The sequence below is a fragment of the Tardiphaga sp. OK246 genome (assembly GCF_900188215.1).
Classification (GTDB): Bacteria; Pseudomonadota; Alphaproteobacteria; order Rhizobiales; family Xanthobacteraceae; genus Tardiphaga; species Tardiphaga robiniae.
Window position 1 is genome coordinate 1373458 of sequence record NZ_FZOX01000001.1, and the last position, 15790, is coordinate 1389247.

16 protein-coding genes and 1 tRNA gene are annotated in these 15790 nt (G+C 59.5%); 9 read left to right on the top strand and 8 right to left on the bottom strand.

Annotation, left to right across the window (positions count from 1 at the left end):
* Positions 1–3 precede the first annotated feature (3 nt).
* The 4 genes from CHC01_RS06685 to CHC01_RS06700 are packed head-to-tail and all read left to right on the top strand — an operon-like array spanning position 4 to position 1874.
* The gene (locus CHC01_RS06685) at positions 4–399 is read left to right on the top strand and encodes a hypothetical protein (RefSeq protein WP_089263451.1); all 396 of its coding nucleotides are present in this window, start codon (positions 4–6) and stop codon (positions 397–399) included.
* Positions 400–435: 36 nt separating this feature from the next.
* Positions 436–900 (top strand): rod-binding protein, encoded by a 465-nt coding sequence (locus CHC01_RS06690; RefSeq protein ID WP_089263452.1) that lies wholly within the window; start codon positions 436–438, stop codon positions 898–900.
* A gap of 33 nt (positions 901–933) precedes the next feature.
* Positions 934–1425: a hypothetical protein gene (locus CHC01_RS06695; RefSeq protein ID WP_244558225.1), complete on the top strand. Its 492-nt coding sequence runs from the start codon at positions 934–936 to the stop codon at positions 1423–1425.
* Complete coding sequence (locus CHC01_RS06700) at positions 1422–1874, top strand: hypothetical protein (protein WP_089263453.1); 453 nt, start codon at positions 1422–1424, stop codon at positions 1872–1874. Before CHC01_RS06695 ends, CHC01_RS06700 begins: the two co-directional genes overlap by 4 nt.
* A gap of 169 nt (positions 1875–2043) precedes the next feature.
* Here the strand turns inward: CHC01_RS06700 and CHC01_RS06705 are convergent, their stop codons facing one another.
* Together CHC01_RS06705 and CHC01_RS06710 are read right to left on the bottom strand one after the other, a co-directional pair.
* Positions 2044–2757 (bottom strand): response regulator transcription factor, encoded by a 714-nt coding sequence (locus tag CHC01_RS06705; RefSeq protein WP_089263454.1) that lies wholly within the window; start codon positions 2755–2757, stop codon positions 2044–2046.
* 900 nt (positions 2758–3657) lie between these two features.
* The gene (locus CHC01_RS06710) at positions 3658–4479 is read right to left on the bottom strand and encodes a hypothetical protein (protein WP_141137049.1); all 822 of its coding nucleotides are present in this window, start codon (positions 4477–4479) and stop codon (positions 3658–3660) included.
* A gap of 584 nt (positions 4480–5063) precedes the next feature.
* Here CHC01_RS06710 and CHC01_RS06715 point away from each other — a divergent pair.
* Together CHC01_RS06715 and CHC01_RS06720 are read left to right on the top strand one after the other, a co-directional pair.
* Positions 5064–5411, top strand: coding sequence for a hypothetical protein (locus tag CHC01_RS06715; protein ID WP_089263456.1), 348 nt, complete (start codon positions 5064–5066; stop codon positions 5409–5411).
* An 837-nt stretch (positions 5412–6248) separates the two neighbouring features.
* Positions 6249–7241, top strand: coding sequence for a glycosyltransferase family 1 protein (locus CHC01_RS06720; RefSeq protein WP_141137050.1), 993 nt, complete (start codon positions 6249–6251; stop codon positions 7239–7241).
* A 73-nt stretch (positions 7242–7314) separates the two neighbouring features.
* Here the strand turns inward: CHC01_RS06720 and CHC01_RS06725 are convergent.
* Positions 7315–7391, bottom strand: a tRNA-Arg gene (locus CHC01_RS06725).
* 383 nt (positions 7392–7774) lie between these two features.
* Between CHC01_RS06725 and CHC01_RS06730 the strand changes: the two genes are divergently transcribed.
* From CHC01_RS06730 to CHC01_RS06740, 3 genes are all read left to right on the top strand, one after another.
* Positions 7775–8587, top strand: coding sequence for a class I SAM-dependent methyltransferase (locus tag CHC01_RS06730; RefSeq protein WP_089263458.1), 813 nt, complete (start codon positions 7775–7777; stop codon positions 8585–8587).
* 185 nt (positions 8588–8772) lie between these two features.
* Complete coding sequence (locus tag CHC01_RS06735; RefSeq protein WP_089263459.1) at positions 8773–9738, top strand: amidohydrolase family protein; 966 nt, start codon at positions 8773–8775, stop codon at positions 9736–9738.
* A gap of 112 nt (positions 9739–9850) precedes the next feature.
* Complete coding sequence (locus CHC01_RS06740; RefSeq protein WP_089263460.1) at positions 9851–10939, top strand: acyltransferase family protein; 1089 nt, start codon at positions 9851–9853, stop codon at positions 10937–10939.
* Between the two features lie 8 nt (positions 10940–10947).
* Here CHC01_RS06740 and CHC01_RS06745 read toward each other — a convergent pair whose 3' ends face one another.
* From CHC01_RS06745 to CHC01_RS06760, 5 genes are all read right to left on the bottom strand, one after another.
* The gene (locus CHC01_RS06745; RefSeq protein ID WP_089263461.1) at positions 10948–11448 is read right to left on the bottom strand and encodes a hypothetical protein; all 501 of its coding nucleotides are present in this window, start codon (positions 11446–11448) and stop codon (positions 10948–10950) included.
* Positions 11449–11495: 47 nt separating this feature from the next.
* Positions 11496–11672: a hypothetical protein gene (locus tag CHC01_RS32240; RefSeq protein WP_170849619.1), complete on the bottom strand. Its 177-nt coding sequence runs from the start codon at positions 11670–11672 to the stop codon at positions 11496–11498.
* Positions 11673–11880: 208 nt separating this feature from the next.
* Positions 11881–12942 carry a polysaccharide deacetylase family protein gene (locus CHC01_RS06750; protein ID WP_089263462.1) on the bottom strand — a complete coding sequence of 354 codons (1062 nt, stop codon included), beginning with the start codon at positions 12940–12942 and terminating at the stop codon, positions 11881–11883.
* Positions 12943–13057: 115 nt separating this feature from the next.
* The gene (locus tag CHC01_RS06755) at positions 13058–13462 is read right to left on the bottom strand and encodes a YccF domain-containing protein (protein WP_089263463.1); all 405 of its coding nucleotides are present in this window, start codon (positions 13460–13462) and stop codon (positions 13058–13060) included.
* A 94-nt stretch (positions 13463–13556) separates the two neighbouring features.
* On the bottom strand, positions 13557–15278 hold the full coding sequence (locus CHC01_RS06760; RefSeq protein ID WP_244558256.1) for a putative bifunctional diguanylate cyclase/phosphodiesterase: 1722 nt from the start codon (positions 15276–15278) through the stop codon (positions 13557–13559).
* Positions 15279–15790: the final 512 nt, after the last annotated feature.

Below are 15790 nucleotides of genomic sequence, written 5' to 3' on the forward strand. Positions count from 1 at the left end.
ACCATGCAGAAGCGCGACCACAAGATCCGCCGTATCGCCGCCGTGCAGGCCAGGCTGCACCGGATTGCCGAGTGGCAGCTGATGGAATGCCAGGCACGGGAGAACCAGCTCGAGGAGAAGCAGCGCCTCATTCTCGAAGGGTTCAATGATGAGAGCAAGCTTCCGGACCTCGCCGTGCAGACGGCAAGCCAGAGTTTGCGCGCCGCCAGCATCGAGCAAGGCGTCGTAGCCAAGACCAGGGAAAGACTGGCGGCGCATGCACGCGACGAAGGCCGCAAGCTGAAACATGCGCTGAAGATGGTGAAGTCGGCGGTCGGACGCACGGTCCGGGCCGACGAAAAGCGGGTTCTGGACGACGAGATCGACAAGGCCGCACGGCGGTCGATCGAGGGAGCATAGACCGATGGGAATTCTGACAGTTGCGCAGGGTATGTCATGACAGTCGCCCCGGTATCGAACGATCTGATCGCGGATGTCATGAAGGCGGCGGATCCGGCCGCTCAACGTGTCGCGGCAACGAGGCTCGAGCGTATGGCGCCGGCGGGCGAGGCGAACTTCGCATCTGCGGTCGCCGACGAGTTTGCCGCAGGGCAGGCCGCCCAGAGTGCGAAGTCTGCCCCCGTCAGCGGCGGAGAGATAGCGTCAACGCCGATCATCCGGAAGGCTGAGGGAAGCAATCCGGTCTACCGCAAGTTCGAAGCCTTCGTGCTGCAGATGTTCGTGGAAACGATGCTGCCGAAGGACGCCGAGGATGTATTCGGCAAGGGCACCGCCGGCAATATCTGGCGTTCGATGCTCGCCGAGCAGATCGGCAATGAAATGGCCAAGGGCAACGGCGTCGGCATCGCCAAGCAACTGGCCAAATCGCGCCCGACATCGGCTCCAACTTCCGAAGGCTAACGGCCGATTCCGGCCATGACAGTAGAGATCGACATGGAACAGATCGAACAGCAGACCTCAGTCATCCCCGTCGAGGCGCAGGCTCTGGCCTTGCCTGAGACCGACCTTCCTGAATCGGCAGCGCAGGAAGCCCCCATTTTCGGCGAGGCGGACGATACGCCTGGCCAATGGCTCGGCACCCAAAGCAGCGCGCTGACCGCGATTGATCGGTTGAAAGCAACCATCGACGAAGAGACGGAGAAGCTTGAGGTTCGCGCCGTAGTGGACTTCGACGGCTTCAGCCAGCGCAAGAACCGTGGTCTGCTCGAGCTGACTCGCGCGATGCGGCTGACTCATGACATCAAGAACGATCCGCGTGTCGCGCCGCAACTCACACTGTTGCGCGCCAGCCTGATCCGTAATCAAGCGGCGTTACAGATCCATCTCGATGCGGTGCGTGAGGTCTCGGCCATTATCGCGCGTTCGATCCAGGAGGTTGAATCGGACGGCACCTATTCCCTGGCGATCGCAGGCAAGCGCAAATGATGAAGCTGCTGATCACGGGCATTTGGGCCTGCCTCGTCACTGTGGGTACCAGTTTCGGGATCTCCTACTGGAAGGAGACTGCGGCCGCATTGCCCGCGAAGCAGGACCAACCTGAAGGTCTGGTTTATGAAAAGGTCAAGGTGATCAATGTGCCGATGATCGCCGACGGCAGCGTTCAGGGCTATATCGTCACCCAGCTCGTCTTCACTGCCAACGCCAAAGTCCTGCGTCAGCTGCCGGTGCCGCCGGAGCCGTTCGTCGTCGATGAAGCATTCCGTATGATCTATGGCGACCAGAAGCTCGATTTCAAGAATCTCGGTCGTTACGACCTCACACAATTCGCACAGACGGTGCGCGCGCAGGTCAACAAGCGTCTGCAGACGGAGGCGCTGCAGGAAGTCTTGGTGCAGGATTTCAACTATGTGTCGAAGGATCAGATTCGCCGCTGAGACTACAGCGAGTGGTCATCGCTGTGGTACGGTGATGTTCGATGATCTGGCGTGGTGGATGTGTGGTACTTCGAGTTGCATAAGAAGCTCTGTGTCTTGCACAGCAGTTCGAGGCGGCGGTGGACGCCAACGCCGTGGTCGGCGTCCTCTTGCGCGTAAGGCGTGAGCCTTAGTTCGCCTTTGAAACAGGCGCTTCGTTAGCGGGACGAGACTTCAGATCGTCCAGCCGGTAACCCATATAACGCTTCGATTCGATCGGGTCGAAGCCGAGATGATCGCGTAGCTTCTTGCGGAGCTTGCTCACATGGCTTTCGATCACATTCTCATCGAAGCTGGCATCGAACAGACCGTAGATGGCGTTGAAGAGCTGGGTCTTCGTCAGCCATTTGCCTTGATGCCCGACCAGGTGTTCGAGAATACGTAGTTCGCGTCGTGGCAGAATCAAAGTGCGACCGGCGACCTCCGGGTCGCGGCCATCGAGAAAGACACGAATCACGCTCGTTTGTGCCGGTTCATGCTGATCGATGGTGCGGCGGCGAATAACTGCCGTTCGTGCCATGATCTCGCGGACGTGGACCGGTGCGTGAACGACGTCATCGACGCCAGCTTCGAACAACTCAATGGTCTGCTTGAGGTGCTTCAGGCTGTTGAGCGCAATGATCGGCGCCCGTGACCTGTTGCGGATACTGGACGGGATGCTCGTCCGATCCGGACAATCGCCCAGCAGAAAGGCCCGAATGACAGTTAAATCATTACCAACGGCACATTCCAGCCAATCGCGAAAGTCTGTAGAAGTGAAGCCAATCGATACAACCCCTTCGCGATCAAACCCGGCCGCATAGCCTTGTGTGACGCCCTCTCGGTCATCGATTACAACAAACATTTTAATCCCCTGCGTGTTTCGCCTTGATATCGTTATGGGGTCGAATTAGGCGCACTCGCCCCATTTTTGTCTTGAAGACGCAACACAACAGTTACTTGAGCGGATGGATGGGCCTTTGAGCAGTGTGCTGACTTGCAATGGGGGCCCGGTCGCTTTTACGGGATACCCAATGCTGTGATGCGGTCAGCTCACATTCTCCGGCTAGCATTCATCCGTAGTTTCAGAGAGCTCCCTCTCGCTATGTGAACACGACATGACATCTCATGGTCGTGCACGGTCGGTGGCAGAACCGAACCAGCGCTAATGTCAAAACGGGGGGAGTGGCCGATCGCGTGCCGTATCGTCGATATCTGGCGCTTTGATCGGCTGGACTTGCCCGAGTTATCACACACGCGAATCGGCATACTGATCATCAAGATGATACCGCATCATCAAGTAGTCGAGGTGCACAAATTTGCAAAGAGTCGTGCTTGCAAACCATGCAGTTGAAGCAAACTAACAAGTGGATAATTCATAAGGTGCGACGATTTTGTCGGACCCTTTTTGCACCCAACTATCTCACAGCGTGCCGGCATAGATGCAATCGCGACTTCACCGGTTTGAACCAGTGCAGTACCACACGGCAAAACGCATTGATTGTCGTGCGCGGGCATATGGAGCGAGAGTCTGTTCGTCATGTGCAGGGCAGCAACATGCGATTGCGTGGGTCCGATATCAGTCGGTATCGGCCAATACTGATATCCGCTCTCAAGAGCGTGCCATATAGGGCGCTCGGATCGCTCGATACGAATCCGAAGTTGCCGATCTTGTCGGCGTCGTCCTTGGTAGTCATCCAGCGTGTCACGAGCATCCTGCCTGTGCGTGGCCGTTAGTATCGATCAGTCAGATCGAGGCATCAATTCAGCGACCTGAAAGGATGACGCCTCTGCTGGTCAGAACCTGCCAGCGGTTGTTTTCGTTCTTGATTTCCTGGATCCGCCCGAGAGCAGGGACATCCTGCCCCGGCACGACCTCAATCACGCCGGTCTTTCCCTCGAGCACTGCGACGCCATCATAGGCGCGGCGCACGTGCCAGCCGGGAATAACTTCGCGTGACGTACTTGCTGGCCGTTGCGCCTGAGGCTGCACCGTGCCGGTGATATCGGGAGTATTCGCCAGCGTGGCTGCGACCTGTACCGCTTGTGCTTTCTCATCGGCAATGCGTGCAAATTTCGCAGCCAGAGCGGTTTGTTCGCGGTCGGCGCGATCTTGTGCGCGGCTTGCCTGTTCGGCGGCCTGCGTACGGGCAGCTTCAGCGGCAGCGCGACTGCTCGCCACATCGCCGGTCATCTCCGCAACTTGCCGTCGTAGCTGCGCGACGGAATCGCGAATGCTGCGAAGATCCGCATCAGATACGGCTGAAGATGTCATCGGCCGCAGGAGCAGATAGGCAATCGCGCCAGCGGAAACGAGCGTTGACAGGCCGACGACCATCGCCAGGGAGAAGAATGGAGCTTTCCATGCCGGCGATTGTAACGGTCTTGCGACAATACGGGCGGGCGGCACAGTGAAGCGCACCTTTGCCTTGATCGGCTCTTCGCGGGTGGAAATGCGAGCGCGTTGCATATTTGCCCGCGCCTCGCTGGCGAGAAGCTCGTCGATCGCGGCGGCAGCAGCGATGTGAGGTTTTGGCGTGGAGTGTGAATTCGGTGATTGCTCACGAAACAGGCTGCCGTTTTCCACAGCGGTCGACTGTGAATCCGACGGTTTCTTGGACATCGTCATGCTGATCTTTGCATTGGTCATGACTGTCTGCAGTGGCAATCAAATCGTAAGAGCGGCGTAACAAGCGAAGCTTGCGCGAAGCCGTCGAGATAGATGTGTGCGCAAACGATCAACCGACGGTCGATCTTCATCGCACGACGATGCAGATCGTTCGAACGATGATCGGGTGCGGTCCGCACCGATATGTCGTGCACAAGGGCGCATAGGAGTTGTGTAGTTATCGGTGTGGTCTTCGTGTGGTCACGAGATCTAGCCGCTCATCTCACGACCGTCACGGGGTGGCGATTTGATCGAAGAATGGAGAATGGCGCACGCACGATCAATGAGATGCGCGACAATCAAATTAAAGTCGACCCAAAGAATATTGAAATTGATTCGTAAAAATATAGATGAGTCGAGCTGCCTCACTCCAAAGTCTATCAGATCAAATCGGTAAATCCGCGCATTGAGTTAAATGCCGTAAATCTTGATAATAGATCGATAGGGGCTATTCATCGGTTGATGAAGTGGCGTTTTAAGAAACCGACACTATTGCCGTGGCCATGGATATCGATCTCAAAAGCCTTCGCGATTACGTGAAATTGTTGAAAGCCGAACGGCAGGATTCGCCGATCGGCAAGATCAAATCTGGCGCGACTGAAATTATTCGAAAGAACCTTCGGGAACTGGAACGGATGCACCGTGAAGACGGCGCGACGTGGACCGAGATTGCTGCGGGCCTTGCTGCGCAGGGCGTTACCCAGGGTGATGGTCAGCCCATCACCGGCCGTCGCCTCACAGCTCTGATGCACAATATCAGGGTGCAGGAAGAACGGAGTCTCGCCCGGGGAAAGGCGCTTGGTGATGCGCCTGATCAGGAGCCGCCCGAGCCACAAGGCACTGCCGACTGAGTCACGTTGCGAATTGTCAAATTCGATCCATTCAACACGAGTCCCTTGTTGACGACCTTCTGTCACGAAGGTCGTTGGAGTGGATCGATCTGAAAGAGGACCGGCATGGTGCTCCCGCCGCATTGCGGCATGGGCTCTGCCTGTGGCGTTCGCTCGACGTTGGTTGTCTTGTGTGGCGCCTGTCCTTCAGCACTGACCGTTCGGTTATCTGAGGTGCCGACGCTCGGCCTTGTCCACCCTGATATGTGATCAGCTTCATGACCAACCAAGGTATGGATCCACTCCGCCGCGCGCTCAGGATGTTATGCTTCATCATGTCCTGTAGAGGATGTGGCTACAGCGCGTGGTGCGCCCAGTTGACGACATGGAATATGGGTGATGGCGCGGGGGCGCTCATCGACTGATCCTGCAGCGTCAACGGTCGCCGGGTGCGGAAAGTGAAAATTGGAATGCCCGGCGATCTTCAACAGGTTGAGGGGCGGTCCACGCCGAGTTGTTGTGAAAACTGCAGCCGGTGCAGCAAGCGGATGAAGGGTGTCGGATCTGGGCGAGGCTAAAAGGCGCCTTGAGGCCGGCTCGTCAAAAACGCTTGCAAACGGGCATGTTGCAGCCTTCTTCGCCCTCGTCAGACGCGCTTTTTTGTTGCATTCATGTCGTGTCGCGCATCAATCCGTGATGGCGCTACCCGTTCGATTGCAACTCCTGTGAGCTGGCCTCGTCTGTTAAGGAATTCCATCGGTGAGTGCGACGGCAGAAAGCCCAAATAGAACCAGACCGAGAATCCTCGAATTAGGCTCCTGGCACTACTGCAAGGATATCTATCCCGAAGAGACCGATGTGCTTTGGACGGGGGAACGTCCGATCCCTCGCGGGCGAGCGGCGAAAGGCTTCGCCGACTGCACGCCCTGGCGATTCATCAAGGCGATGCGTGAGGCGCGACGCGGGAAATACGACCTGATCATCGTCTATATGCCACTACGCCCGGCGTGGCATCCGCGCTACTGGCTACGCGCTTTCTTCCGGCAGCCGCTTCGCCCGCTATCCGCGATGACAAGAGTGTTCGGCGTCTCCTGGCTACGATTCGTGAAGCCTCCCGTGCCGATCGCCGTTCTGGATATGAACGACGCCTTCATCGTCGGCTCGCATAACTTTTTTCTGCTCGACAAGGCTACCGCGGCTTTTAAACGCGAGCTTCCCGTCGATCGGTGGCACATTCTCTGCCACTCGGCCCATCCGGCACTTCCGACGCGGCGCATACGGCGCAATCGGCGCTGGAACGAACGTCTGGCGAAGATCCGCCCCATTTCGCTTCCTGCAACAAGGATCGATACCGATAGCGAACCTCCGGAAAAGACATCTGACGTGTTTTTCGTTGGCGAGGTTGCGGAAAATTCGTGGGTGCGCCGTGTCGGTCTTTCAGAACTCGAGGCGTTGAGAAGCAAGGGTCTCAAGGTCGATATTCCGCATGAGAGGCTACCGCACGACGAGTTCCTGCGGCGGCTTTCGAGCGCATGGCTGGCCTGGTCGCCGTCGGGCTATAGCTGGGAGTGCTATCGAACCGCCGAGGCGGCGCAATGCCTGACGGTGCCGGTTCTCAACTATCCGACGGTCGAGCGTCACGCGCCCGTTCGAGAACACGAGCATGTTCTGTTGTACGACGTAACCCCGGGCAGTCTGTCGGCCGTGATCGAGCGCGGACTGAGCGACAAGCCGCATCTGCGCCAGATGGCACTGGATCTGCGCGAGCATGTTCGCAAATATCATCTGCAGGACGCGATGGTCGATTATGTCATCGACGAGACGCTGCGTGCTGATGGTCGAACGGCTTAACGGAGGCAAAGCTCTGAGCGCAATCCGTTGGGCTTAACCCCGCAAAGGCCGCCTAGCGCGGCGCGGCAAGATCTGGCGCACCCGACACGATTCGAACGTGTGACCTTTGCCTTCGGAGGGCAACGCTCTATCCAGCTGAGCTACGGGTGCTTGAGCGTCCATTTAGCCGATTGGCCGGGCGGCGGCAACGGCTGGCCGGGGCTGGATTCGGCGAAAATGGCTCGGTTAGAGGGCGCGGCGCCTTCTTTCAGGCGACGGTCACACGTTCGAAGCGTGCCGGGATGCGCAGAAGCGCTCGCGCCGCGGGTGTGGCGGGTATTTCGCGCGGGCGAGGGGACGAGGTTGCGCCCGTGATTGTCCCGGAACCTCGCCCATTTGCTCAATCACGCTGTGTTTGGCAGCGGGGTATCGTCCGATCCCGAATGCTGAACCTGAAACGCTAGCCGAGTGACATAACTGCGGCTACCCAGGCGCCGTTCTGCGAACCGACCCAGGCGCCGGCCGTTCCCGCGTTGAACATCGGAGGACGTCCCATGAATGCGAACCAGGCTCTTTGGGAGAAAGGCGATTTCACCCGTATCGCGGAGACGATGCGCGCCAGCGGCGAGGCGCTCGTTGCGTTGATCGGGGTCACGCGCGGAAGTGATGTGCTCGATCTTGGATGCGGAGATGGCACGACAGCGCTTCCAGCAGCAAAAGCCGGGGCAAATGTCACGGGCGTCGATATTGCACGCAATCTGGTGGAGGCTGGCAACAGGCGCGCGATGGCGGAAGGGCTTACGTGTCGTTTTCAGGAAGGCGATGCGTCGAATCTGAAAGATATCAAGGACGACAGTTTCGATCTCGTTGTCAGCATCTTCGGCGCGATGTTCGCGCCCAGGCCATCGGATGTTGCCAGGGAAATGGTTCGCGTCACGCGGCCGGGCGGCCGGATTGTGATGGGAAACTGGATCCCGAACGATCCCACTCTGGTGGCGCAGATCCTTAAAATCAGCTCGTCCTATTCGCCTCCTCCGCCGGAAGGGTTCGTAAGTCCCATGACCTGGGGTGTCGAGGACAATGTTGTCGAGCGCTTCACATCGGCCGGCATTCCGAAGCCAAATATCTCATTCGCTCGTGACTCCTACGAATTCAACTTTGCCGGAACGCCCGCAAAGTTCGTCGACCAGTTCAGGGCCTATTACGGTCCGACCATGAATGCCTTCGATGCGGCTGAAAAAGACGGTCACGCCGACACCTTGAAGGGCGAGCTTGTAAAGCTCTTCGAGAGCCAGAACAGAAGCTCTGATCCTTCGGCGACTTCGGTGAAGGCGACGTTCCTGCGCGTGACCGTCCGCAAACCGTGACATGACTGCGAGCGAGCTGCTGCACAGCCAATTTGGCATCGGGCTGTGCAGCAGGAGCGCGATCCCCGTCGTCTTCGCTTTGCAGCATGTGGAAGCACACTTGACATGGATCGCGAAACGATCACGTTGGCCTCAATCAAGTGAACGCCGGCCCAAAATGGCGTCACGACCTCAGGGAGGAACCAATGCTCACAAGACGCGGTGTTCTGCTCTCTTCAATCGCGGGGGCTGTCGTGCTCAGCAACAGATTTGCGGTTGGCAAGGCCGCGCAGCCGGCGACGCCGGTGAATTTCCAGGTGCCTGCAGACGCCTGCGACTGTCACACCCATATTCATGGCGATCCCGAAAAATTCCCGTTCTTTGCAGGCCGCGTCTACACGCCGGAACTGGCGTCGCCGGAGGAAATGGCGGCGCTGCACAAGGCACTCGGCGTCAAGCGTGTCGTGATCGTCACGCCCAGCATCTATGGCACCGATAATTCGGCGACCCTGTTCGGCATGAAGGCACGCGGCAACGATGCGCGCGGCGTTGCGGTCATCGATGACAAGACACCGGAGAGCGAGCTCGACGTCATGACGGCCGCGGGCATTCGCGGCATGCGGATCAATCTTGCGACCAGCGGCGTGAGCGACCCCGCCATCGGCAAGCAGCGTCTCCAGGGCGCGATCGAGCGGATGAAGACGCGCGGCTGGCACATCCAGATGTTCACCAATCTGCCGTTGGTATCTGCGATCAAGGAGGTTGTTGCCAGTGCGCCGATGCCGCTGGTGTTCGATCATTTCGGTGGCGCGGAAGCCAGGCTCGGGCTGGATCAGCCGGGCTTTGCGGACCTGCTCGACCTCGTCAAAACCGGCAAGGCCTATGTGAAGATTTCCGGCGCCTATCGCGCTTCGACGCAAGGGCCGGATTACCCGGACGTCGCACCGCTGGCGAAGGCGCTGATCGCCGCCAATCCGGAGCGGATCATCTGGGGCACCGACTGGCCGCATCCGGATTCGGTGACGCCGGCTGGCAGGAAGCCGACCGAGGTCACGCCGCTCTTTCAGATTGACGACGGCCGCCTGCTGAACCAGCTCGCGGTGTGGGCGCCCGACGCGGCACTTCGCAAGACAATCCTCGTCGACAATCCCGCACGGCTTTACGGCTTCTGACCACTGGCGTCACCTCGCCGCCTTCTTTGTCCCGCAAGAGTTCCGGATCGGCGGAACTCTCGTCTCTGCCAGAGGTTTGCCCCCGACCGCGACGGGCGGTCGAGGGAGCCCCATGCTGTCAAATCTGCAGGTGTTGCGCGGCGTAGCTGCCCTTGGTGTGGTGTTCTTCCACACCGGCTACAAGTTCGCGGGCGATTGGCACACCGAATTCTTCGGGGTCTCCACCTTCTTCGTCATCTCCGGCTTCATCATGTGTTTCATCACCCGGAAGGGTGATGACGATTTTCTCGCCAAGCGCTTGGAGCGGATCGCACCGCTCTATTGGCTGTGCACAGCCGTGCTTCTTGTCGTGATGTTCGGATCTGCGCTGCTTGAGGCAGCAACATGGGCAAAGCCGTTGGATGGCCGTTCGGCCGAGCCGCTCTGGGCCTATGTCGGCCGCAGCCTGATGTTCGCGCCGATCGGAGACAAATATCCGATCCTGAATGTCGGTTGGTCGCTGAACTACGAGGTGTATTTTTATCTGATCTTCGCAGCCGCGCTTGTGATCAGCCGCCGTCTGGCGCCGCTGATCGTTGTCGGATGCCTGGTGGCGTTGAACTATGCCGCGGCCGCCGTCTGCACGGCGGCTGCCTGCCACTATCTGTCCTTCGACTATACGAAGTTCTTCATCGCCGGGATCGCGATCTTCTATGCGTTGCGGGTTTTTGCTCCCGCTTCACCACAACGCTCCATTGTCTGGATCGGCGCCGCACTCGTCACACTCTGCTATGGGTCGCAATTCGTGGGACCGCTATGGGCAAACAGTGTCACGCCGTCGGTTTATATGGCGCTCGCCGCAGCCGCGCCGGTTGTGATTGTCGCCAGTGCGCTGTTTGTCGAATATGCCGGCGGTGCCATAACCTGGCAGCCGCTTATTCTGATCGGCAATGCGTCCTACGCCATCTATCTCACGCATCCGATCGTTTTCGACGTCATGAAAACAGGTAATGAGCGATGGCTTCAGCTGCCGACGCCCGAAGCATCGACAATGATGATGCTGTGTTATGTCGCCATAGCCGGCGGCGCGGGCATCATCGTGCATCTCACAATTGAAAACCCACTGCTTCGCGTGATCAGGCGCAGGCGGCAACCGGGCATCAAAACACTCGTGTCAGGCAGTGAGCTTGATGCCGTGGGTCGCCAGCATCAAGCCGCATAGGTTCTGCCTCAGCTCCGGATCATATTGATCGAGACGTCGCGGATCTGACCCTTGGAGCTGATCGAGACCAGCTGCTTGTTGCCCTTCGTCGTCAGCGTCAGGTTGGCGGCGAAGCCGGCGGCCTCGACGAAGACATCGATCTGGCCACCGCCGGCGCTGCCCTGCAGATTGCCGAAGATATTGCGGCTGGCTTCGCCCCAGGTGCCGGTCACCTGATTACCCTGGCTCTTCACATCGCTGCTGAGTTCGAACTTGTAGCTGTCGCTGGCGCAGCGGAGGGACTGTTTCAGCGCGGTCCCGCCAACGACATTGTAAGTGGCGCGGCAACGGATCTGCTCCGAGGAGCCATCCGACAGCGACACGGTGCCGCTGCCGCTCCACGATCCGTCAAAGCCGACAAAAGGGCTCGCCGACTGGGCTTGGCTCGCCGTCGCCGACAGCATCAGGATTGCGCCGACAGTGGCGACCTTGAGCGTGTGTCCGATCAGATTTGCGCTGAATGAGGTCATGGTGATGGCTTTCTGTGTCTGGGGATGTCGGAGGGGAGGGGATGCGATCAGGCGCGACGCGTGAGCGTCAGATAGGCGAATTTCGCGGTCGCCGTATCTGGGGCGATCTGCGCGCCGTTGTAGGAAAAGGTGCCGATACCCGGCAGGTCGTTCATCGCGGTGCCGGAGAATGACGGGCCGGCAAAGGCGAACGAGAAGGCGACGATGAAACCGATGATGCGCATCTGACTGTCCCTGTTGGGCGGCGCTGTGTGCCGCTTCGTTGGACAGATGGATAACCATGCCCGGTTTCAGGCGGTCTGCGTCGAGGTGGATAATGGTTTCGTCGGGGGATCGTTTTGTTTCGCCGCGCGCCTTGCCACGAAACACAAAAAGGCCGGGGCAGCGGTGCCGCCCCGGTCTCGATTGGGTTCAACCCGAGTGGATCAGGTGTTAGTCGACCGTCTGGATCACGTTGGAAATCGGGCGCGCATTGCTGGTTTTCACCGGCTGCAGTTCGGCGGCGATGGCGGCGTCGTAGCTTGCGATGGTCGGCAGCGTGTCCTTGGCGCGGATATGCACGACCTTGTAGCCGCCGGCCTTGAGCTGGGCGAGCAGGTCCGGCACGGCAGCCGCAGACCACTTGTGCAGGTCGTGCATCAGGATGATGCCCTTGCCCTTCTTTTTCAGCTTTTCCATCACCGAAGCGACGAGCTTGCCGGCATTGTGGATGCGGAAATCCTCGGAATCGATGTCGATGGAGAAGGCGGCGATGTTGCGTTCGGCGAGATAGGCCTTCAGCTCCGCATTCTGGCGCAGCTGCGGGAAACGGAAGAAGGGTGACAGCGGCTGGCCGGCCATCAGCGTGATGGCGCTGATGCCGCGCTCGATCTCGTCCTTGGCTTCCTGCGGGGCCTTGGTCGCCAGATTCTGGTGCGACCAGGTATGGGTACCGACCGAATGGCCAGCCGCGATCACCTGCTTCAACACCGCAGGATGCCAGGTGGCATGCTTACCAATCGGGAAGAACACGGCCTGAACGCATTGCGCGCTGAGCGCCGCCAGCACGGCGGGCGTCGTCACCGGCCACGGGCCATCATCGAAGGTCAGCACGACTTCGCCGGGCTGCAGGAAGTCATAGTCGCGATATTGCGACATACCGAGGCCGGGGCCACCGGTGGTGTCGATCTGTACGGTGCGTGACACGCCAAGCGCGTTCGGATTGTTGCAGACGGGCTTGGCGATGGCCGGGCGTTTTTCCATGGCCGGAGCGGCGGGCATCGGCGTGGCGGCCGGTGCGGCTGCGACAGCCTGCACACGCGGCGGCGGTTCGGTCGGTGCGGCCGAATTCGACTTCGGCGCGCGCGTGTCGATCGAGGCGGTGGTGAGCTCGCCTTTATCCGCTTTCGCGCTGGTCTGAGCGCCGGCGGGCCCGAAGAAATGCCAGGCGCCAGCGCCCGCGGCGACAACCGCCGTGAAAGAACCTGCAACGATCAAAAAAGGAAGCTTACGCATAATCACTCCGGCGCCCGAGGCCCACCTCGTTTCACCATTGAGCGAAATAGTTAATCACGCGTATGCGCGGCGCACTCTTAACGAGAAAATTTGAATTTGTTCAACGCAATGCGCGTTAGGCCGGTACGATGACCTTGCCGATCGGCCATAGCGCGATGCCGGCGAGCTTCAGATGTGCCCAGGCAAAGGGAATGCCGACGATGGTGATCGCCAGGGCCAGCGCCGCCAGGAGATGGCCGATCGCCAGCCACCAGCCGGCCAGCCCCAGCCAGATCACATTGCCGATCAGGCCGAACACACCCGTGCCGATGTCGCCGCGGCCGGTGACGGCCTCGCGGTCAACGGCGCGCTGGCCGAACGGCAGCAGCGTATAGGCGGCGATATTGAAGGCGGCGCGGGCCCAGGGCAGGCCGATGATGGTGATGGCCATGACAACGGCCGCGATCAGCCAGCCGACCGCCATTCCCAATCCGCCGAACACGATCCAGAGGATATTCAGAAACAGCGGGACGACGGGCATGGTGGCTCCCTGGTGATGCGTAGCGCGTGGTTTTCAGTCCCTTAACAGATGGGATGTGGTTACGGGATGACAATGACGGGGAGAGGGCGGTGCCTCAATAACCCCGGCCGCCGGAGCGGGAATAGGCGGGGCGGGCATCTGGTGCCGGGCGAGCCGATGATGCGCCGCGCAGGTCGCTACTGGTGCGTGCCTGTGGCTGCAGTTCTTCCAGAAAAATCGGCTTGGAGAAATAATAACCCTGCGCATAGCGGATCTTGGTCGCGGCCTGAAGATAGGCCAGTTCCTCGAAGGTCTCGACGCCTTCGGCGATCACGGTCATGCCCAGCGCCTCGCTGAGCGACTCGATGGCGCGGAGGATGCCCTGGCTGCGCGGGCGCTTGTGGATGTCCGTAATAAAGGATCGGTCGATCTTGATCTCGTCGGCGGTGATATCGGCCAGCGCCGACAGCGACGAATAGCCGACGCCGAAATCGTCGATGGAGATGCCGACGCCAAGCGCGCGGAACATCGGCAGGATGTCGTCCTGGAAATGCGTCTTGGCGACGAATGCGTCTTCGGTCACTTCGACCATGAAGCGCGTCGGGCAGCCGGTCTCCTCGATCGCCGTTGCAAAGGCGCGCATGAATTCCGGATTCCCGGCCTGTTTGGCGGCGACGTTGATGCTGATACTGGCGGTGGCGCCGAAGGTCTCGTCGATCTGGTCGATCGACTTCATGATCTCGGCGAGCACCAGATGCGTGAGCTCATCAATCAGGCCAAGTTCGACCGCCAGATTGATGAAGGTGCTGGGTGCCTGGATCACGCCATCGTCGTTACGCAGGCGCACCAGGGCCTCGATACCCTTGATCTCCAGGCTGCGGATATCGACCTTCGGTTGAAACGCGCAGCAGAACCGCTTGTCGAGAATCGCTAGCCGCAATGACTGTTCGGTAGCCATGCGGGTCAGCGCCTCGCTCTCCATGCTGGAGTCGAAGAACACCGCAGCGCCCTTGGTCTCATTCTTCACGCGATACATCGCGATATCGGCGTTCTGATGCAGCGCGTCGTAGTTGCGGCCGTGTTCGGGATAGAGGCTGACACCGATCGATGCGGAGGCGAATACTTCGGAGCCGTCGATGAAAAACGGAGCGCGCAGCCGCTGTACCAGCAGCTCCAGATATTCGGCGACCTCCTGCTGGCTCTGGATCGGGTTCAGCAGCAGCAGGAATTCGTCACCGGAAATCCGCGACAGCATGTCGGTGCCGCGCAGGTCGAGCGCCAGTCGCTTGGCGAACTGCACCAGCAGCGCATCACCGACGCTGTGACCGTAATAGTCGTTGATGTGCTTGAAATTGTCGATGTCGAGGAAGGCCAGCGCGAAATGCGATGTCTCGCCGGAATGGCCTATGATGTCGCCGACATGTTTCTCGATCACGCGCCGCGTCGGCAGATCGGTCAGCTCGTCGTAATAGGCGCGACGAAACAACTCCTCTTCCATCTCTTTCTGCCGGCTCACATCGGTGGCGCTGGACAGTAGCACGCTACGATCACCGATACGCGCCGGACGATGCGTGGTCAGGAACACGCGCCTGTCGCGTTCGGAATTGACGCGTTCCTCGAACACCGCGGAGCGGCCGGACTGCAGCAGGTCGAGTGCAGTCGTTCGTCGATGCGTCAGTGCTTGCACCAGAAAATGCGATTGCGGATCGGGTCTGTTGAATTGGTCTGCCGATGCATTGAACTGGATTGCCGCGGCATCATTCACCAGCAGAAAGTCGCCCTGATCGTCTTGCACAGTGACGGAGGCCGGTAGCATGCGTACGATCTCGCGCAGCATCTCCAATTCGCGTGCGGCATCGCTATCCACGAATCCGGTAGCAGCCTCGGTCGAAGAGGTTGCGGTCGGGCGGTCGCTGTCCATTGGAGAGGCCGACGAGCCTGGGGCGGATGCGTTCTGCATGGTGGCCGAGCCTCGCAAAACGCCTTGTCGATTTGGTTAAATCGGTTCGCAAAACGCGGGTAGTTGTGTAAATGCCGCACGATTTGGAGCGGTAGCGGTGCTGACGTCATTAACAAAGCGTCAATGACGGCGGCGAAAGCGCCAGATTGCTCGATGACAGCCTGTACGATCATTCTCATGATGAGTCTTTGAGCAAAACAATCTGAGTGTCACACGCCGCGATCTCAGCATGAAATTCTCCACTCAGTCGCGCTGATCGCCGGTCGGGCTTTTGCATTCCGACCCACGCGGTTGTGATCGCTGCGGGATGCAGGATTGGTGGAGAAAAATGCGCTGCATATGCCCGGAAGTTTGAAAGGAACGCCTCGTCATTGACGTAAGTCACAGTG